Raw genomic sequence first — 20997 nt, 5'->3', positions numbered from 1 at the left:
GTGGATAGCTTTGTGCAGAACACGGGAATGAGTTGAATAACCGCTTCGGAAAATTCTCATGCACGCCGGGGAGGATAGCACTAAAACCCCAATTTATCATAGCGATAGCTAATTAACCCGTTCAGATACACAGCGTGAAAGCCGGTTATTCTTCCCCACGCGATTACCGCTGCTCAAAGATCCATCACCGTTGATTTTATCCACAGAGAATGTCCTAAACCTGGGCAGAGAATGGAAAAAAAGCGCGCAGTTCGGCAAAGTCAAGGCTGTAAATGGAAACAGGGGTGGGCAAAACGTGGGGTTATCCCACTTTTCTGTGGATAACTGGGTTTAAGATCCTGTTCATTGTCGATAACAAACCGGGATAACCGCCTCTTACCCTGGTGAGCGCCAGGTCAATCGCGCTAAAAAAGCATGCTGAATCATGCTATTATCACGTTTACATTGTCCGGCACGGTGTGGACAACACGCGCTGACCTTTACTGACCATATTTTGACCAATGCGAGTTTTATCATGAATTGCCCTGCCGCCTTGCCTGCTGCGCCCCGTAACGAAGCCGAACTGCTCCAGCGTGCCCAACAGCTGGCTGGTCAGAGCTTTGCCGCGCTGGCCGCGCAGCTTGGCCTGCCGATGCCTGCCGATTTACGCCGTGACAAAGGCTGGGTTGGCATGCTGCTGGAGCTGCTGCTTGGCGCCAGTGCCGGCAGTAAAGCCGAGCAGGATTTTGCGCATCTGGGTATTGAACTCAAAACCATTCCGGTCGACGCGCTGGGTAAGCCGCTGGAAACCACCTTTGTCTGCGTGGCACCGCTCACCGGCAACAGCGGCGTTACCTGGCAAACCAGCCACGTGCGCCACAAGCTGGCGCGGGTGCTGTGGATCCCGGTGGAGGGCGATCGCGCCATTCCACTGGCCGAGCGCCGTGTGGGTTCGCCGCTGCTGTGGCAGCCGAATGCGCAGGAAGAGCAGCAGTTACGTGAGGACTGGGAAGAGCTGATGGACATGATCGTGCTCGGCCAGGTGGAGCGCATCACCGCCCGCCACGGCGCGTGGCTGCAAATCCGGCCGAAAGCGGCCAACAGCAAAGCGCTGACCGAAGCCATCGGCGAACACGGCGAGCCGATCATGACGCTACCGCGCGGTTTTTATCTCAAGAAGAGCTTTACCGGACCGCTGCTGGCGCGGCATTTTCTGCTGTAATGCCCGGTACAACCTCGCCCTTGCAGGATCACTTTAGGCAGCGCCGCCTGCGCCGTGTATAATTCCCGTTTACTTTTCGTTTAGGAATGAAGGATTCATGTTTGACTGGATTGCTGATCCCAACGCCTGGCTGGCGCTGGGAACATTAACCATTCTGGAAGTGGTGCTGGGTATCGATAACATTATTTTCCTGTCTCTGGTGGTCGCAAAACTGCCGCAGCACCAGCAAAACCGGGCGCGCCGGCTGGGTCTGATGGGGGCGATGTTGATGCGCCTCGGGCTGCTGGCCTCCATCGCCTGGGTGGTGAGACTGACGCAGCCGTTGTTTTCCATCATGGACCACGCCTTTTCCGCGCGCGATCTGATTCTGCTGTTCGGCGGCCTGTTCCTGCTGTGGAAGTCGAGCATGGAGATCCATGAAACCATCGAAGGCGGCGAAGAGGAGCACAAAACCAATGTGCACTCTTTCTTCGGCGCCATCGTGCAGATCATGCTGCTCGACATCATTTTCAGCCTGGATTCGGTGATTACCGCCGTCGGTCTGTCCGATCACCTGTTCATTATGATGGCGGCGGTGGTCATCGCAGTGCTGATGATGATGGTGGCCGCGCGCGCGATTGGCGAGTTTGTTGAGCGGCATCCGTCGGTCAAAATGCTGGCGCTGGCGTTTCTGATTCTGGTCGGCTTTACCCTGATCCTCGAGAGTTTTGGTATGCATGTACCAAAAGGTTACATTTATTTTGCGATGTTCTTCTCCATGGCGGTAGAGTGTCTGAACCTGATGCGCAGCAGGAAAAACAAAGCGTAACCTGTCAAGGGCGAGCGCATCTCGCCCTGTTATTTTAGGAATGATGCGATTACTCCAGCTGGCAAAAGCATTTATTACTACACTTTTGCTGTTGAAGTGGCTTGAGGGAGCTGAGAATGAAAGGGTTGGTAAGTGCAGTGGGCCTGCTGTTGGCGGCGCTGGCATTAAGCGGTTGCAGCAGTGATTACGTTATGGCCACCAAAGATGGCCGCATGATTATGACCGAAGGTAAGCCGTCGATTGATAAAGAAACCGGTCTGGTGCAGTACACCGACGAACAGGGCCATGTTATGCAAATTAATGGTGACGAGGTTTCCACCATCATTGAGCGTTAAGTGCCAAATTGCCTCGCCTGTACGCGTTTTCCCCCTGTGCAGGCGATTTCCCGAACTTTCCCCCCTTCCTTCTGCGCCACTTCACAGGCTATAGTCCCAGAGAACACAACATTCCGTTTCATAATGAAAAAAGGAAGCCGGCAATGCATTATCACCGTATCCCCCATAGCACGCTGGAAGTCAGTCAGCTGGGGTTAGGCACGATGACGTTTGGTGAGCAGAATAGCGAAGCCGACGCCCACCAGCAGCTTGATTACGCCGTTAGCCAGGGTATTAACCTGATTGATACCGCCGAGATGTATCCGGTGCCACCGCGTCCGGAAACCCAGGGCCTGACTGAAAAATACATTGGCAGCTGGCTGCAAAAGCGTGGCAGCCGCGACAAAATCATTCTGGCGAGTAAAGTCGCCGGCCCGGTGCGCGGCAGCGATGCGCTGATTCGCCCCAACCAGGCGCTGGATCGCAAGAACATCCGCGAAGCGCTGGACGCCAGCCTGAAGCGCCTTAATACCGATTACCTCGACCTCTACCAGCTGCACTGGCCGCAGCGCCAGACCAACTACTTTGGCAAGCTCGGTTATCAGTACAGTGATAATACCGCCACCGTTACGCTGCTGGAGACGCTGGAAGCGCTGACCGAACAGGTGCGCGCGGGCAAGATCCGTTACATTGGCGTCTCGAACGAAACGGCCTGGGGCGTAATGCGCTACCTGCAGCTGGCGGAGAAGCACGAGCTGCCGCGTATCGTCACCATTCAGAATCCGTACAGCCTGCTGAACCGCAGTTTTGAAGTGGGTCTGGCAGAGATTAGCCAGCATGAGGGCGTGGAACTGCTGGCCTATTCCAGCCTGGCCTTTGGTACGCTGAGCGGCAAATACCTCAACGGGGCGAAACCGGCCGGCGCGCGCAATACGCTGTTCAGCCGCTTTACCCGCTACAGCGGCGAGCAGTCACAGCAGGCGATTGCTGCCTACGTGGCACTGGCGAAACAGCACAACCTGGATCCGTCACAGATGGCGCTGGCCTATGTGCGGCAGCAGCCGTTTGTGGCCAGCACCCTGCTCGGTGCCACCACCATGGAACAGCTGAAGGTTAACGTGGAGAGTTTCAACCTGACGCTGAGCGGCGAGGTGTTAGAGGCGCTGGAAGCGATTCACCGCCAGTACACGTATCCGGCACCGTAATCTCCCTGGTGCGCGTTAACGCGCACCCTACAGGGGTTTGTTACCCTCGCGTACCTGCTGCGGTTTTGGTGCGTGTTAACGCGCACCCTACAGGGTTTGTTACCTTCGCGTATCTGCTGCGGTTTTGGTGCGCGTTAACGCGCACCCTACAGGGTTTGTGTTACCCTCGCGTACCTGCTGTGGTTTTGGCGTACGCGCCGGGCCAGGGTAGGGTCGCCATTCATGGCGACCTGGTCCCTTTCTGCGCCGCTCAGCGACGCGTTCTCCACCACAGCACGGCAATCGCCATGGCGAACAGCGCGCCGAAGCCCACGCCCGTCGCGACCGCCGGCGCACCCAGCTTAATCGCCACAGTATACAGCCCCAGCATCAGCAGCATCGCGCTGTTCTCACCCAGGTTTTGCACCGCAATCGCGTTGCCTGAACCCACGGTATCTTTGCCGCGCTCCTGCAACAGCGCGTTGAGCGGCACCACAAAGAAGCCGCCAAGCGCACCAATCAGCATCAGTAGCAGATACGCATTCAGCAGGCTATGCTGCAGCGAGAACAGCACCACCATCACGCCAATCAGCACGCCGGCCGGCATGCAGCGCCGCACCGTTTGCAGCGTGACCAGTTTTGCCGCCGCGGCCGCGCCGATAACAATACCGATCGCCACCATGGCATTTAGCGTGGTCGGCGTTTTGTTGTCCGTGATGCCGAGCGCCACCGGCACCCACAGTACCAGCAGGAAGCGCAGCGTGACGCCAGCGCCCCAGAACAGGCTGGTGCCGAGCAGCGAGAAGCGGGTTTCCCCGTTACGCCACAGCAGCTGTGCCGAGGCGATAAAGCTGCGCAGCATCGCGCCAGCGTGCCAGCTCTGGCCGGGGCGCGCTGCCTGCAGACGCGGAATGAACAGGTTCGCCACCACCGCCAGTGCGTAAGTGAGTGCACACACCACCAGTGCTGCCAGCAGATGCCAGTCGGCGAGCACGCCGCCTGCCACCGAGCCGAGCAAAATCGCCGCGATAGTCGACGACTCCATCAGCCCGTTGGCTTTCACCAGCCGCGCGCCGCTGGTGATCTCCGTCAGGATGCCGTATTTCGCCGGCGAATACGCCGCCGCGCCGACGCCCACCAGCGTGTAGCCGAGAAACGGATTAAAGCCGAAGCAGATCACCAGCGCACCGAGCAGCTTAAGGCTGTTGGCAAACATCATCACCCGCCCTTTGGCAAAGCTGTCGGCCATCTGCCCGACAAACGGCGCGAGCAGAATGTAAGTGGCCACAAACAGCATCTGCAGGATCGGCTGGCTCCAGTCCGGATAGAACTGACTTTTCAGCAGCGCCAGCGTGGCGAACAGCAGCGCGTTGTCGCCAAAGGCAGAGAAAAACTGTGCCACGATCACCGCCAGCATACTGCGCGACAGCAACGGGGCGTCCGGATTCACCGACTGACTCATGCCCGCTCCTCTTCTGCCAGCTGTTTCAGGCTGACGTAGTCTGGTTTACCGCTGCCCAGCATCGGCAGTTGTTTCATGTAGCGAATGTCGCGCGGCACGGCCAGCTCTGGCGCCCCCAACTCACGCGCGGCCTGCTGCAGCCGGTCGCGGCTGAGTTCACTGTCGGTGGTAAACAGCACCAGCGCTTCGCCACGCTGGCCATCGGGCCGCAGCGACGCCGCGTGCTGTTTCTCCGCCGAGGCTTTCAGGGCAATCTGCTCCACGCTCTCCAGCGACACCATCTCTCCGGCGATTTTGGCGAAGCGTTTAGCGCGCCCCTGAATCTGACAGAAACCGCCCTCGTCAAAGCTGACAATATCCCCGGTATCGTACCAGCCAGCTTCCTGTTCGCCTTCGCCGTTATCCGCCACCGGTGGCTCCAGCACGCCGGGGTTTTCCACCCGCAGGTAGCCGTTCATCACATTCGGACCGCGCAGCTGCAGCCGTCCGCCCTGCTCAATACCGGGTACCGCAATCAGACGTGAATCCATGCCCGGCAGAATACGGCCTACGGTATGCGATTTGGCGGCCATTGGTACGTTGATTGCCACCACCGGTGCACATTCGGTCACGCCGTAACCTTCGAGGATGCGAATGCCGTACTTCTCCATGTAGATCTGGCGCGTGCCTTCCTGCAGCTTCTCGGCACCGGCGACGACGTAGCGCAGCCGGGCGAAATCGTACGGGCTGGCAAAGCGCGCATAGTTGCCGAGGAAGGTGGAGGTGCCAAACAGCACGGTGCAGTTACGGTCGTATACCAGTTCCGGCACAATGCGATAGTGCAGCGGGCTGGGATAGAGAAATACCTGCGCGCCGGTCAGCAGCGGCGTGAACAGCCCGACGGTGAGGCCGAAGGCGTGGAACAGCGGCAGCGCCGACATAAAGCGATCGCGCGGGGTGAAATCCGCCACGGTGCGAATCTGCTCCACATTCGCCAGCAGGCTTTTGTGCGAGTGCACCACACCTTTGGGATTGCCTTCCGAGCCGGAGGTAAACAGCACCATTGCCGCGTCTTCTGGCTGCTGGGCAACCTGTGCCCGGCGTGGCAGCAGCAGGTGCGCGAGGATCCACAGTTTGTCCTGCAGCGTGACGGTATCTTTCAGATCCTCCAGATAGATCCACTGCACCTCCGTCAGCCCCTGCGGCAGGTGCCACAGGTTGCCCTTCTCGAGGAACTGGCGCGAGGTAAACACGGTTTTCACCTGCGAGGCGGTCAGCGCCGCGCGCATGCCGTTGATGCCGGCGGTGTAGTTGAGCATGGCCGGCACGCGACCGCGCAGTGAAGCTCCCAGAATCGCTGCCGCGGTCACCGTGGCGTTCGGCAGCAGCAGGCCTACGAATTCGCCCTGCTGGCTGTAGCGCTCCAGAATGCGTCCGACACCGAGCGCTTTTTTCAGCAGCCCGGTGTAGCTGTCCGGCTTAAAGTTGATGTCTTCGATGCAGGGTTTGCTCAGCCCGTAACGGGTGCGCGCATTGAGAAAAGCGTCGAACAGCGTTTCGCGCGGGCGCACCGCCATGCGCGCTTCCATCATCACATGATGTAAATGCTCACCGGCCAGCACGCGGCGGTCGCGCGCGCGTTTCGCTTCCGGCATAGGAATTACCGTGGCCGGCAGCACCGTCAGGGTAATGCGCGGGAACAGGCGACGTTTAAATACCCCGGCCAGGCGGCCAAACGGCGTGTACTCTGCGCCTTCAATACGCATCGGCACCACGGTGGCGGCGGATTTCGCAGCGACGAAGCCAGCGCCGCTGTAGATTTTCATCAATGAGCCGGTGACGGTAATGCGCCCTTCCGGAAAGATCACCACCGGACGCCCTTCGTTGATCATGCGCACCAGATGTTTGATCGACATCGGTTTGGTGGGGTCGAGCGGTACGAAGTCGATGACCGGCCTGAGCAGGCGCATATACCACTGTTCGCTGATCGAGGAATAGACGGCGAACACCGGTTTGATGGGCAGAAACAGCGCCAGCAGCACGCCATCGAGAAACGACATATGGTTTGGCGTGATCAGCACTTTTTCTTTGTGCAGGGCAGTCAGATCGCCACGCAGCTCAACGCGCCATAACAGGCGACAGAGGAAACGCAGAACGGTAAATAGCATGCCAGCTCCTTAGCAGCGGTAAAAAATGGTTCTTACCTTGCAGGATCCGGGGATGTTCGACAAGTAGCGCAGTGATTTATCGTGATGAATTCAGGGTGATTCGCCCTGCCAGCCGCCGCCCAGCGCGGCGATCAGCGCCACGCTACTCACCCACTGGCTGCTCTGCAGCGACAGCAGGCTCTGTTGCTCGCTCAGGCTGCTGTTTTCCGTGGTAGCGACATCAAGGTAATCAATCATGCCGGCGTCATACTGGTTGCGCGTTACGCGTGCTGACGCCTGTGCCGCCACGGCGGCGCGCTGCTGCGCGGCGATTTCCCCCTGCAGGGTATTCAGTTCCACCAGGTTATCTTCCACTTCTCCCAGCGCGCTCAGCACCGTCTGGCGATAAGTGGCCACGCTGGCATCATAGGCGGCACGCGCCTGCGCCACTTTCGCCGAGGTCGCGCCAAAGTCGAGCAGCGTACCGCTGAGCTCCGGCCCCAGCGACCAGGCGCGATTCGGCAGCGACAATAAGCTGTGGATCGCTGAGGCGGTCACGCCACCGCTGGCGCTGAGCGTCAGGTCGGGATAATAACCGGCAATCGCCACCCCGACCGCCGCGTTGGCGGCCGCCACGTTACGTTCGGCATAGGCGATGTCCGGACGGCGCTGCAGCAACGCCGAAGGCAGGCTCTGCGGAATGGACGGCAGCGTGGCATCCAGCTTCGCCACCGGCAACGTAAAGTCGGCTGGCGCACGCCCCAGCAGCAGCGCCACCGCGTGCTCCAGTTGCGCGCGCTGCCACTGATAATCCTGCGCCGAAGCGCGGGCGCTCTCCAGCTGCATCTGTGCCTGCGCCAGGGTGGCGCGGGATTCGCTACCGGCGCGGTACTTGTTGTTAATCACGCTGAGATAGCGCTGATAAGCTTCAATGCTGCGCTGATAGAGCGCGATCTTTTCGTCGATGATGCGCAGCTGAAAATAGTCCTGCGCCAGCTCTGACTGGGCGCTCAGCGTGACATTGGCCAGTTCAGCCTGACTGGCCTGCGCGCTGGCCTTATCCTCTTCCTGGGTGCGGCGCAGTTTGCCCCACAGATCCAGCTCCCAGCTGGCATTCAGCGTAGCGCTGTGGCTGTTGCTGACGCTGCGCTGACCGCTGGTGCTGGCACGGCTGCCGCTGCGCGTGCTGCTGGCATCGTAGTCGAGTGAGGGAAACAGCGCCGCGCGCGACTGCGCGCTCAGCGCCTGGGCTTCGCGATACTGCGCCGCATAACTGGCGACGTTCTGGTTAGAGATGCTCACCTGGCGCAGCAGGCTGGACAAGGTGGCATCGTGATACACCGTCCACCACTCCCCTTTGCGACTGGCGTCCTGCGGCGTGGCCTGCGTCCAGCCTTTGGCCTCTTTATAATGCGTCGGCAGCGCCATCGCCGGACGCTGATAATCGGGGCCAACGCTACAGCCAGCAACCAGTAGCGCCGCCGTCAGCGCGCCAATGTTCATCATTTTCATCAATCAGGATTCCACATGACGCACGCGCCGCCACTGACGCTGGGTGGCGCGGCTGAGACGATCCAGCCAGAGATAGACCACTGGCGTGGTAAACAGGGTCAGCAGCTGGCTCAGGGCCAGACCGCCGGCAATGGCAATCCCCAGCGGACTGCGTAAATCAGCGTCGCCACCGCTGCCCAGCGCCAGCGGCAGAGCGCCGAAGAAGGCGGCCAGCGTGGTCATCATGATCGGCCGAAAGCGCATCAGGCACGCCTGCGTAATCGCCTGCTGCGGCGACAGCCCCTGGCTGCGCTCGGCGTGCAGGGCAAAATCAATCATCATGATGGCGTTTTTCTTGACGATACCGATCAGCAAAATGATGCCGATCAGCGCAATCACCGTCAGCTGCGTATTGGTCAGCAGCAATAGCAGCAGCGCCCCGACGCCTGCCGACGGCAGCGTGGAGAGAATGGTCAGCGGGTGAATGTAACTCTCATACAGCACGCCCAGGACGATATACACCGCCGCCAGCGCCGCAATAATCAGCCACGGCATAGTGGCGGTGAGCTGAGAGAACGCTGCGGCAGTGCCGGCAAAGCCCGCCTGAATGCTCGAGGGCAACCCCAGCTGCGCCATCGCTTGCTTAATCAGCGTCTGCGCCTGCTCCAGCGACACGCCGTCGTTGAGGTTGAAGGCGATGGTGCTGGTCGCTGACTGGCCCTGATGCGCAACCGACAGCGGCGCGTTGCCGCCGCTGAAGCGGGCAAAGGCCGCCAGCGGCACGCGATCGCCACTGTCGTTAATCACATACAGTTGTTGCAACATGGCCGGATCGCGCGTGTCGCTATCCTGCAGGGCCATCACCACATGGTACTGATTGAGCGTGTGATAGAGCGTGGCAATCTGTCGCTGGCTAAAGGCATTGTTCAGCAGCGTGTCCAGCATCTGCACGTTAACGCCCAGCCGCGTGGCGCGGTCGCGATCGATGTTGATCACCACCTCCTGTCCGCCGGTTTGCGCATCGGAATCCACGCTGTTGAGTTGCGGTATCGCGGCCAGCGCCGCCTGGACTTTCGGCGTCCAGCGGCGCAGCAGGTCGAGATCGTCAGCCTGCAGGCTGTACTGATAAGTGGCGTTGGCGCTGCGCCCGCCGATGTGCAGATCCTGCGCGGCCATCAGGAACAGCTGCGCCCCGGCAATATGGCGGGTTTTCTGGCTCAGCCGGTTAGCCACTTCGGTGGCACTGGCGCTGCGCTGGTCAAAATCTTTCAGCCGGACAAAAAAGTTGGCGCTATTGCGCGAGCCAAACATGCCGCTGCCCATTGACGACATCACGCTGTCTACCGCCGGATCGGCCTCAATGATTTTGGTGAACGCCAGCATCTTTGGCTTCATCGCCTGGAAGGAGATGTTCTGGTCAGCGCGCAGGGCGCCCATCAGCAGGCCGGTGTCCTGATTGGGGAAAAAGCCCTTTTGCACCACGCTAAACAGAAACAGATTGAGCAGCACGGTGAGCAGCAAACTCAGCAGGGTGATCTTCTGGTGCGCCATCACCCACGCCAGGCCACGCGCGTAGGCGGCCAGCAGCGCGTTGAGCGCATTTTCGATTAGCTGATAGAGCGGATGCGGCCGCCGGGTGACCTGCGGCTTCGGCCGCAGCAGCCGGGCGCACAGCATCGGGGTCAGGCTGAGCGAGACAAACATGGAGATCAGCAGCGAGACCGTCAGCGTCACCGCAAATTCCCGGAACAGGCGGCCAACAATACTGCCCATTAGCAGAATCGGGATAAACACCGCCACCAGCGACACCGTCATCGACAGCACCGTAAAGCTCACCTCATGGGCACCGCGCAGGGCGGCACGCAGCGGACTCAGACCGGCTTCGATATGCCGGGTGATATTTTCCAGCACCACGATGGCGTCATCAACAACAAAGCCCGTGGCGATGATCAGCGCCATCAGCGACAGGTTATCGAGACTGTAGCCGAGCAGATACATCACCGCGCAGGTGCCAATCAGCGACACCGGCAGCGCCAGCGCCGGAATCACCACCGCCTGCAGATTACGCAGGAAGACAAATACCACGGCAATCACCAGCAGCATCGCCACCAGCAGCGTCTCTTCGGTGTCATACAGGGAGGCGCGCACCGTTGGCGAACGGTCTACCACCACTTTGAGCTGGGTATCGGCAGGCAGATCTTTCTCCAGCTGTGGCAGCTGCGCTTTGATGGCATCAATGGTGTCGAGCATGTTAGCGCCGGCCTGACGCTTGATGGCGATCATCACCGACGGCTGTGAATTGAGAAAGCCGGCCTGATACTGATCCTCCACCGAGTCATACACCGTGGCGACGTCATGCAGTCGCACCGCCTTACCCGCGTGGTAGCTGACTATCAGGTCGCGGTACTGTGCCGCTTTGTCCAGCTGGCCGTTGCCGTCCACCATCCAGGACTGGCTGCTGCCCTGCAGCATGCCTTTCGGCAGATTGGTGGTGCTGCTGGCGACGGCGCTGCGCACCGTATCCAGCGCAATGCCATAGTGCGTCAGCTGTTGCGGCTGCAGATCGATGCGGACCGCCGGCAGCGCGCTGCCCATCAGCGACACCTCGCCTACGCCCCTGACCTGCCCCATCGCCTGTTCAATTTTGCTTTCGGCGAGGTCATACAGTTCACCCGGCGTGCGCGTGGCGGAGGTAAGCGCCAGCATCACAATCGGCGCGTCCGAGGGATTCGCTTTGCGATAGGTCGGCAGCGACTCCATGGCACTCGGTAACAGGCTGCGCGCCGCGTTTATCGCCGCCTGTACGTCGCGCGCCGCGCCATTGATATCGCGGTCTAATTCAAACTGCAGTATCACGCTGGTCGAGCCCTGCGAGCTGGTCGACGTCATCTCCGTCACACCGGCAATCTGGCCGAGCGAACGCTCCAGCGGTGTCGCCACCGTGGCCGCCATGGTTTCCGGGCTGGCGCCGGCCAGGCTGGCGCTGACCATGATGGTAGGAAAATCCACCTGGGGCAGCGGCGCGACGGGCAGCAGCCGGTAGCCCAGCGCCCCGAGCAGCAGGATCGCCAGCGTCAGCAGCAGCGTGGCAACCGGGCGAAAGATAAACAGCCGGGTGATGTTCATGGCTCGCCCCGCGCCTGCTGCTGCCGGCGCTGCACGTAGCGCTTACCGCGCTGCGCCAGCCCATCAAACCACAGATAGATTACCGGGGTGGAGAACAGCGTCAGCACCTGGCTCACCAGCAGGCCACCGACAATCACCAGCCCGAGCGGCTGACGCAGTTCAGCACCCGAACCGGAGGCCAGCATCAGCGGCAGCGCCCCAAGCAGCGCCGCCATGGTGGTCATCAGAATCGGCCGGAAGCGCAGCAGGCAGGCCTGATGGATCGCTGCGCGCGGCGTCATATGCTGCTTGTGCTGCGCCTCCAGCGCGAAGTCGATCATCATAATGGCGTTCTTTTTGACGATGCCAATCAGCAGAATGACGCCAATCAGCGCGATCAGGCTGAATTCGCTGCCCGCCAGCATCAGCGTCAGCAGCGCCCCGACCGCCGCCGACGGCAGCGTGGAGAGAATGGTCACCGGATGAATAAAGCTTTCATACAGAATGCCCAGCACCACGTACATGGTGATCAGCGCCGCCAGAATCAGCCACAGCGTATTGCCGGTGGCGCTCTGAAACGCCGCGGTTTCACCCTGATAGCGCAGCGTTATGCTGGCGGGCATTTTAAGCTGCTGCGTGACCTGCGCAATCGCCTGCTGTCCATCCTCCAGCGAATAACCGGGGTTAAGATTGAACGACACCATCACCGCCGGGAACTGATTCAGGCGCATGTGCATCAGCGCTCCGGTCCGCGCATGCACGCTGGCGATGGCGGTGAGTTTCACCATGCCGGTGGTGGTGGTCTCACTGTCGCTGTCGCTGCTGGTTGATGCACTGCTGCTCACCGGCAGATAAACGTCATCAAATGACGCCGGCGACTGCTGATACTGCGGCGCCACTTCCAGCACCACGCGATACTGATTCGCCTGGGTAAAAATGGTGGAAACCAGCCGCTGCCCAAAGCTGTTGTACAGCGCGGTATCGACGTCAGCTGCCGTGATGCCGTAGCGCGCCGCTTTATCGCGATTCAGCTCCACATAGGCCACGCGCCCCTGATCCTGCAGGTTGCTGACCACGCCATTTAACTCCGGGCGCTGCTGCAGCGCAGCTATCAGCTGCGGCGTCCAGCGCACCAGGTTTTCGCTGTCGGCATCATCAAGGGTGAACTGGTACTGGCTCGGCGTCACCTGATCGTTGACCGTCAGGTCCTGTGCTGGCTGTAGATAAAGCTGAATGCCGGCGACCTGGCGCGCCGCCTGCTGTAGCTGCGCAATCACCTCATCGGCTTTGACGTCGCGCTGGTCAAACGCTTTCAGGTTGATCTGCAGGCGCCCGCTATTGAGACTGGTGTTATTGCCGTCGATACCAATGGTTGAGGACACACTCTCGACCGCCGGATTTTGCAGGATCACCGTTGCCAGCGACTGCTGACGCTGCGCCATCGCCGTGAAGGAGACATCCTGCGACGCCACGGTCACCCCCTGAATCAGCCCGGTATCCTGGGTGGGAAAGAACCCTTTCGGGATGGCCAGATACAGCAGCGCAGTGAGTGCAAAGGTTGCCAGCGCCACCAGCAGCGTCAGCTTCTGGTGGTTGAGCACCACGCTGAGCAGGCGGTCATAGCCGCGCACAAGTTTGTCAAACAGCTCGCCGCCTTTGCGCGCAAAGCGTGACTGCTGCGCCTCAGGAATATGCCTTAACAGCCAGGCACACAGCATCGGCGTCAGCGTTAGCGACACCACCATCGACACCAGAATCGACACGGCCAGGGTGATGGCGAATTCGCGGAACAGTCGTCCGACCACATCGCCCATAAACAGCAGCGGAATCAGGACCGCAATCAGGGAAAACGTCAGGGAAATAATGGTGAAGCCAATCTGCTGCGAGCCTTTCAGCGCCGCCTGCATTGGCGTTTCGCCCTGCTCCAGCCGGCGCGAAATGTTCTCCACCACCACAATCGCGTCATCAATGACAAACCCGGTGGCGATGGTCAGCGCCATCAGCGACAGGTTGTTGAGGCTGAAATCGGCGAGATACATCACGCCAAAGGTGCCAATCAGCGACAGCGGTACTGCCACGCTGGGAATCAGCGTCGCCGCCACGTTGCGCAGAAACAGGAAGGTCACCATCACCACCAGTGCGATCGACAGCATCAGTTCAAACTGTACGTCGCTGATCGAGGCGCGGATGGTCTGCGTGCGATCGGCGAGCACGCGCATTTTCACGCCATCCGGCAGCGCCGCCTGCAGTACGGGCAGCTGCTTTTTAATGCTATCCACCACCTGAATGACGTTGGCGCCGGGCTGGCGCTGCACGCTGATGACAATCGCCGGACGGTTATTGGCCCATGCCGACTGAAAGCGATTCTCCGGCCCCTGTTCGATATGGGCGATATCTTTCAGCCGCAGCGCCGCACCGTTCTGCCAGGTGAGAATCAGATTGCCGTATTCGACCGCGGTGCGCAGCTGGTCGTTGGCGTCGATGGTCACCGAGTGATATTTGCCGTCGAAGCCGCCTTTCGAACCGTTGACGTTGCTGTTGGCGATCAGCGTATTGACGTCTTCCAGCGACAGCTTGTGCGCCGCCAGCGCTTTTGGATCCATCTGCACGCGAATCGCCGGCTGATTGCCGCCCGCCAGGGTCACCATCCCCACACCGTTGATTTGCGACAGCTTCAGCGCCACGCGCGTGTTCACCAGATCCTGCACTTCAGTCAGCGGCAGCGTGTCGGAACTGGCGGCCAGCGTGATCACCGCACTGTCGGCCGGATTGACCTTTTTATATGTCGGCGGATTGGGCAGATCGTCCGGTAACAGATTATTCGCCGCGTTGATTGCCGCCTGAACTTCCTGTTCAGCGACGTCAAGCGACAGATCGAGGCTGAACTTCAGGGTGATAATCGATGACCCGCCCGAGCTGGCAGACGTCATCTGGCTAAGACCGGCCATCTGACCGAGCTGACGCTCCAGCGGCGAGGTTACGGATGAGGCCATCACGTCCGGGCTGGCGCCAGGATAAAGGGTAGTAACCTGAATGGTCGGATAATCCACCTGCGGCAGCGCCGAGGTGGAGAGAAAGCGATAAGCGAACAGGCCGGCGATCAGCACGCCGATCATCAGCAGAATCGTCGCCACCGGGCGCAGGATAAACAGACGAGACGGATTCATGGCTGGGTACTTTTGCTGTCGTCAGCCAGCTGGACTTTGCTGCCGTTAGTCAGACGATCGATTCCCTCGGTCACCAGACGATCGCCTGGCGCCACGCCCTGCAGGATCGCCTGACGATCTTCCCCCAGTGCCGGTCCGGTGGTGACCGCTTTGCGCGTCACGCTATTGTCTTTGTTGATAATAAACACAAAGCTCCCGTCGCTGCTCAGCTGCAGCGCCTGCGCCGGGATCACCGTCGCGTTTTTCAGCGTGTCGGTTTGCAGACGCAGATTAACGAACTGGTTGGCAAACAGCGCTTCGTCCTGGTTAGGAAAGCTGGCTTTCAGTTCGATGGTGCCGGTGCTGGTATCGATCTGATTGCTGATGTACTTCACCTCACCCTGCGCCAGTACGCTGCTGTTGTCCTGATCGAAGGCCGTCGCGGGCAGGCTCTGGCCGTTGCGCAGTGCGCGCGTCAGCTGCGCGATGTAACTCTGCGGCACGCTGAACGTCACGGCGGCAGGCTGCATTTGCGTCACCACCACAATGCCGGTGGTGTCGCTGGTCTGCACCATATTGCCGGGATCGACCAGCCGCAGGCCTACGCGACCGCTGATCGGCGAGGTGATGCGGGCATACTCAATATCCAGTTTTGCGCTGGCGATTTGCGCCTGATCCGCCGCCACCGCGCCCTGATACTGGCCGACGGTAGCAATCTGGCTATCCAGATCCTGGCGCGACAGCGAGTCCTGCGCTGCCAGCTTTTTGTAGCGTGCCAGCGTCAGTTGCGCACTGTGCAGTAGCGCCTGGTTCTGGCTGAGATCGCCCTGATACTGCGCCAGCGTCGCCTGATAACTGCGCGGATCGATCTGCGCCAGCAGCTGACCGGCGCTGACTTTCTGCCCTTCAGTAAAGAACACCTGCTGCAACTGCCCGGCCACGCGGCTGGTGACGGTGACGCTGGCGTTGGGGATCACCGTGCCGAGCGCATTCAGGTACACCGGCACGTCGGCCGTCGCGGCAACGCCGCTGTGCACCAGCGTTGCCGGGCCGCTCATCGGCGCCGCGCCGCGATGACCGCCTGGCGGCAGGTCGCCGGGTGCTGCGCCCCGCTTGCCGCCTGCCACACGCCAGATCACGCCTGCCGCGATCAGCAGCACCAGCAACACAAGCAGCCATTTCAGCCAGCGGGAGAAACCAGAACGGGGAGCATGGATAGTCATCAGCGTCTTCAGATCAGCAAAAGTGTGGGTAAACCCCCCGGTAAGCAGGGGATTATTTCAGCGAAAATCATCACGACGCGCATTATCGGCGGATCGCCAGAACGTTTTCTATACGCAAACCGTAAGCGTTTTGTTAAGAGATGCAGGATTTAAACCGCGCCCGGCAGCGGCCGGTGATGGCGCGCGCAGGCGCTATAAACGGGAGAGGAGGACAACTTACAGGCAAAAAAAACCCACGCATCCGCGTGGGTCGGTGCAACCGAACAGGGTGAATACCACAAGGGTATCGCTGCCACAGCAGCCGATCTTCACACCAATCAATACCTCTGGGACCTTTATCGTCGCGCAATGGCGGCGCGGATAACAGCCGCAAATCGCAACGGAGTTCGGCGAAATGCAACGAGGTGTGAAAAGCTCGACTGCGCGTTTACATCCTGATTTCGTTAAGATTTATCTGATGCCGGTTTACTGTAAATCGCGTCTGGTGCCACGTTCATGTGTTTCAGCACCGGCCCCATGATGTTGCCAAATACCGGCGCGGCCACCGAGCCGCCAAAGTGATCACCGGCGGTAGGATGGTTAATCATCACCACCAGCGCCACTTCCGGATGGCTGGCCGGCGCGATGCCGGCGGTGTAGTTGACATAGCCGCCGTCATATTTGCCGCTGCTGCCCATCTTCTCCGCGGTGCCGGTTTTGGTCGCCAGCCGGTAGCCCGGTACCGCCGCTTTCACCCCGGTACCGCCCGGCAGCACGTCACTCTCCAGCATGTGCACCACGGTTTGCACGATCTGCGGATCCGCCACCTGCCTGCCCAGCACCGGTGGCGTCACTTTGGTGATCGACAGCGGGCGATAGACGCCATACGAACCGAGCGTGGCGTATTCACGCGCAATCTGCAGCGGCGTTACGCGCAGACCGTAACCGAACGAAAAAGTGGCGCGCTCGATGTCGGCCCAGCGCTGGCGATGCAGCGGGAAGTAGCCCACGCTCTCTCCGGTCAGCCCCAGCCCGGTCGGCTTGCCGAGACCAAACGCCTGATAGGTGTTCACCAGCGCTTCCGCCGGCATTGCCAGCGCGATGTGCGAGACGCCGATGTCGCTGGATTTCTGCAAAATGCCGGTCATGGTCAGGCGCGGCCAGTGGCCGACATCGCGGATCAGGTGGCCGTTGACGCTGTAGGGCGTGGTGTCGATCACCGAATCGGGGCGCACCAGATGGCGCTGCAACCCCTCCATCACCACCAGCGGTTTCACCGTCGAACCGGGCTCGTAGCTGTCGTTGATGGCGGTATTGCGCATTTGCGCTGGCGTGGCGTTGTCATAATTGTTGGGGTTGAACGACGGATAAGACGCCATAGCGAGGATTTCGCCGGTGTCGATCTTCACCAGCACCGCCGCGCCCGAATCGGCCTTGTTGAGCAGCACGCCGTCGCGCAGCTTGCTGTACAACGTAAACTGGTCAAACTTATCGATGCTGAGCTGCACCGTCGGCGGCTGCTTCGGCGGCTCGTAATCGATCATCGCAATAATGTTGCCGTCCCCATCCTGGCGATACACCTCTTTACCCGGCTCGCCCTGCAGTACCCGGTCAAAGCCCTTCTCAAGCCCGTTAAGCCCGTTATTGTCCGCCCCGACGATGCCAATCAGCGGCGCCGCGGCCTCACTCATCGGATAAAAACGGCTGTCGTCATACACCGAACTGATGCCTTTCAGATGCAGCTCTGCAATATCTTTGGCAATGCCCAGCTCGATTTTGCGCCCGAGATAGAGGAAGCGCTTTTTCGGATTGGCGGTGATCTGCGCGCGCAGCTCGTCCGGTCGCAGATTCAGCGCCGCCGCCAGATAGCTCCATTTGGCGCTGGTGAAATCGGGATTGGCCTCCAGCACGCGCAGCGGATCGGCGATGATATCGCGCGATGGCACGCTGAGCGCCAGCGCCTGGCCGTCGCGGTCGAGCAGCGTGCCGCGGTTGGTCGGCAGCGTCACGGTACGCAGCGAGCGCTGGTCGGCCTCGTGCTCCAGCATCGGATGATTGATCAGCTGCAGATCGCCGACGCGCGCCAGCAGCAGGCCCATGCAGCCTAATACGCCCAGACAAATCAGACGAAAACGAAACGGGTTAAACGGGGCTTTAATCTGGTCTTTTCCCAGAAATTTTTTAATCGGGGGCATGGCGATCCGCTGCGATAAAAGATGAATCCAAAGGGGTTAGCTGCAGTTATAAAGAAAGGTAAAGCGAGTTGACAGGAAAACAATGTATCAGTTCGTTTATGCCCGATTGAGGTCACCGCAACGGGACGCATCACACCGGCAGATCGCAGGCAAAAAAAACCTGCGCATCTGCGCAGGTCGGTGTAATCAAGAAAACTGTTGATGTTCACCCATCAATACCTCTGGGACCCTGACTGTAGCAAGTTGCTCAGCGCAGAAACTATCACTCAAACGCAACAGTTACCGGCAAAATGTAACCAGCGGTGAGATTGTTAGCCGATTGTGCAACTGGCGTGTTTTTTGATTTCCACCAGGCAGCTCATGGCGTTCGGGCCCTGAGTTAACGACGAGGTTCCGATGTCGAGCGTCAGCACGTTAGGGTTGCCGGCGCGGTCCCACGGCTGCCACGCTTTGCCAAAACCGGGATCGAACCAGGCACCGGTGGCGATGATCACCACGCCGGGCGTCAGGCCGTCCGTCAGGCGAACGCCAGCCAGCATACGGCCACGCGCGTTGCTCACTTCAATCTCATCGCCGTCACTGATACCGCGCGCGGCGGCATCGTCAACGTGCATATACAGCGTTTCGTGACCGGCAGTTTTGCCGGCCTGCACCGTGGCGGTGGCATCCAGCTGACTGTGCAGGCGATCCGCAGGCTGCACCGAAATCATGTGCAGCGGGAACTGCGCGCTGAGCGCTGCGCCAAGCCACTCCTGCGGCGCGCGCCACTCCGGATGCCCGGCGAAATCCGCCAGCTGGTAATCGGCGATGGTCTGGCAAAACAGCTCAATTTTGCCGCTGGCGGTGTGAATCGGATGCGCCTGCGGGTCGGCGCGGAAATCATCCATAAACACGTACGGCTTGCCGCCCTGCGGAATCTCAACAAAGCCGCGCTGCCAGAATGCCTCAAACTCCGGGAACGCGATGTCCAGCTGCGCATGCGCCTGCGCGCACTGCTGGTAAAGATGCTCAATCCACTGCATCTCGTTGCGTCCTTCGGTAAAGCGATCACGGTAGCCAAGGCGATCGGCCAGATCGGCAAAAATATCAAAGTCGTTACGCGCCTGATGCTGCGGTTTAATCGCCTGGTGCATCGCCAGCACGAAGCGGTCACGCGACGAGCCGCCAATGTCGTTGCGCTCCAGCGTGGTGGTGGCCGGCAGCACGATGTCCGCCATCTGCGCCGCGGGCGTCCAGACGATATCCTGCACGATGACCGTATCCGGGCGCTGCCAGCCCTCGACCAGCCGGTTGAGCTGCTGGTGATGGTGGAACGGATTGCCGCCTGCCCAGTGCACCAGGTGAATGTCGGGATAGTGCAGCGTCTCGCCCTGAAACGCATACGGCTGGCCGGGATTGAGCAGCATGTCGCTGATACGCGCCACCGGGATCGACAGGTTCGCCGGATTCGGGCCGGTGCTCATCAGCGGCGCCGGGCCTTCCTGGCGCGCATTGCCGACGCTGTTCATCGAGCCATGGCCAAAAGAGAAGCCGCCGCCCGGCAGTCCCGGCTGGCCCAGCATCGACGAGAGCGCAATCATCATCCAGTACGGCTGCTCGCCGCGATGGGCGCGCTGCACCGCATAAGCACAGGTGATGAAGCTGCGTTTGCCCACCAGCTGCTGCGCCAGCAGCGCGATACGCGCTGCCGGGATGCCGGTTATCGCACTGGCCCACGCGGGCGTTTTCGCCACGCCGTCGCTTTCGCCCAGCAGATAGGCACGCAGCTGCGGCCAGCCGGTGCAGTGGCTGGCGAGGAAAGCCTCATCGATAGCGTTGCGGCGGGTAATTTCATGGCCGAGCGCCAGCATCAGCGCCACGTCGGTGTTCGGGCGAATCGGAATCCACTCGGCGTTAACGAATGCCGGGCAGTCATCGCGCATCGGGCTGATGTTAATGATCGGCGTGCCTTTGGCGCTCAGCTGCTGCAGCGCCGGTTTCAGGCTGTGCTCGCCGGCGCCGCCGGAGGCCACCTGCGCATTTTTCAGCGCCAGGCCGCCAAAGGCGACGAAAATTTCTGCATGCTCCACCACCTGCGGCCAGTCGGTGACGCGGCCGGTGAGCGGCATATAAGTGCCAATCACGTACGGCAGAAAGAACTGTGCCGCGCCCCAGCTGTAGTTACCCTGCTGATCAACACCACCGCCGCCCTGGAAATAGAAGCGACGAATCAGGGTGCGCGCGTGGTTAACGCGACCGGCTGATGACCAGCCGTACGAACCGTTGAAAATGCCGGAAGCGCCGTAGCGGTCGCGCACCCGGCGGTTCTCTTCCGCCACCAGATCGAGCGCGGTGTCCCAGTCCACGGCGACAAAATCCTCCCGGCCGCGCAGCGTGCGATCGCTGTTTTCACGCGACTTCAGCCACGAACGGCGCACCATCGGCTGACGGATGCGTTTATCCGAGTACACCAGTTCAGGGAGAGTGTGGATCATCGGGGAAGGATCGGCATCGGCGAAGAAAGGTTCGCAGGCAATCAGGCGCTGATTTTCGGTGACGGCGGTAAACGCGCCCCAATGCGCAAGGTGCGGCACACGAGTTTTCATGGTTATGGGTCCGGCAGGCAGGTGTGATTCAGGCTGGCAGCATAGCACGGTGCCGTTACCGGGCTAAAGCCTCACCGTGAGCGTCTGATTTTCCGCACTTTTGCGACAGCGCTGACATTCTGGCGGGTTGCGGCTGCCGGGCTTTTCCGTAACACTGAGAGCATGTGTAAACGTTTTC

The 20997-nt window shown here is 60.5% G+C and carries 12 protein-coding genes; 4 read left to right on the top strand and 8 right to left on the bottom strand.

Annotated elements, in window-relative coordinates:
• Window positions 1-514 precede the first annotated feature (514 nt).
• The 4 genes from mutH (at window position 515) to C1N56_RS04020 (ending at window position 3528) form a co-directional block, all read left to right on the top strand.
• The gene (gene mutH / locus C1N56_RS04035; RefSeq protein WP_058757065.1) at window positions 515-1201 is read left to right on the top strand and encodes a DNA mismatch repair endonuclease MutH; all 687 of its coding nucleotides are present in this window, start codon (window positions 515-517) and stop codon (window positions 1199-1201) included.
• A gap of 97 nt (window positions 1202-1298) precedes the next feature.
• A complete protein-coding gene (locus C1N56_RS04030; RefSeq protein ID WP_021506699.1) occupies window positions 1299-2009 on the top strand; it encodes a TerC family protein in 711 nt (236 codons plus the stop codon).
• Window positions 2010-2125: 116 nt separating this feature from the next.
• Complete coding sequence (locus C1N56_RS04025; protein WP_021506698.1) at window positions 2126-2344, top strand: YgdI/YgdR family lipoprotein; 219 nt, start codon at window positions 2126-2128, stop codon at window positions 2342-2344.
• Between the two features lie 143 nt (window positions 2345-2487).
• The gene (locus C1N56_RS04020; RefSeq protein ID WP_021506697.1) at window positions 2488-3528 is read left to right on the top strand and encodes an NADP(H)-dependent aldo-keto reductase; all 1041 of its coding nucleotides are present in this window, start codon (window positions 2488-2490) and stop codon (window positions 3526-3528) included.
• 250 nt (window positions 3529-3778) lie between these two features.
• Here C1N56_RS04020 and lplT read toward each other — a convergent pair whose 3' ends face one another.
• From lplT to C1N56_RS03980, 8 genes are all read right to left on the bottom strand, one after another.
• The gene (gene lplT / locus C1N56_RS04015) at window positions 3779-4969 is read right to left on the bottom strand and encodes a lysophospholipid transporter LplT (RefSeq protein WP_059012310.1); all 1191 of its coding nucleotides are present in this window, start codon (window positions 4967-4969) and stop codon (window positions 3779-3781) included.
• A complete protein-coding gene (gene aas / locus C1N56_RS04010; RefSeq protein ID WP_394517151.1) occupies window positions 4966-7116 on the bottom strand; it encodes a bifunctional acyl-ACP--phospholipid O-acyltransferase/long-chain-fatty-acid--ACP ligase in 2151 nt (716 codons plus the stop codon). The genes lplT and aas overlap by 4 nt, the downstream gene beginning before the upstream one ends.
• Window positions 7117-7206: 90 nt before the next feature.
• Complete coding sequence (locus C1N56_RS04005) at window positions 7207-8598, bottom strand: efflux transporter outer membrane subunit (protein ID WP_394517448.1); 1392 nt, start codon at window positions 8596-8598, stop codon at window positions 7207-7209.
• A gap of 12 nt (window positions 8599-8610) precedes the next feature.
• Window positions 8611-11712, bottom strand: coding sequence for an efflux RND transporter permease subunit (locus C1N56_RS04000; protein ID WP_058780290.1), 3102 nt, complete (start codon window positions 11710-11712; stop codon window positions 8611-8613).
• The gene (locus C1N56_RS03995; RefSeq protein WP_394517150.1) at window positions 11709-14858 is read right to left on the bottom strand and encodes a multidrug efflux RND transporter permease subunit; all 3150 of its coding nucleotides are present in this window, start codon (window positions 14856-14858) and stop codon (window positions 11709-11711) included. Before C1N56_RS03995 ends, C1N56_RS04000 begins: the two co-directional genes overlap by 4 nt.
• Window positions 14855-16060 carry an MdtA/MuxA family multidrug efflux RND transporter periplasmic adaptor subunit gene (locus C1N56_RS03990; protein ID WP_394517149.1) on the bottom strand — a complete coding sequence of 402 codons (1206 nt, stop codon included), beginning with the start codon at window positions 16058-16060 and terminating at the stop codon, window positions 14855-14857. Before C1N56_RS03990 ends, C1N56_RS03995 begins: the two co-directional genes overlap by 4 nt.
• Window positions 16061-16503: 443 nt before the next feature.
• A complete protein-coding gene (locus C1N56_RS03985; RefSeq protein WP_021506690.1) occupies window positions 16504-18234 on the bottom strand; it encodes a penicillin-binding transpeptidase domain-containing protein in 1731 nt (576 codons plus the stop codon).
• Between the two features lie 311 nt (window positions 18235-18545).
• Complete coding sequence (locus C1N56_RS03980; protein WP_394517148.1) at window positions 18546-20819, bottom strand: molybdopterin-dependent oxidoreductase; 2274 nt, start codon at window positions 20817-20819, stop codon at window positions 18546-18548.
• Window positions 20820-20997: the final 178 nt, after the last annotated feature.

It is taken from the genome of Pantoea sp. SGAir0175, from assembly GCF_043547855.1.
Note: the sequence above shows the minus strand (reverse complement) of the source record. Positions and strands in the feature narration are given on the sequence as shown.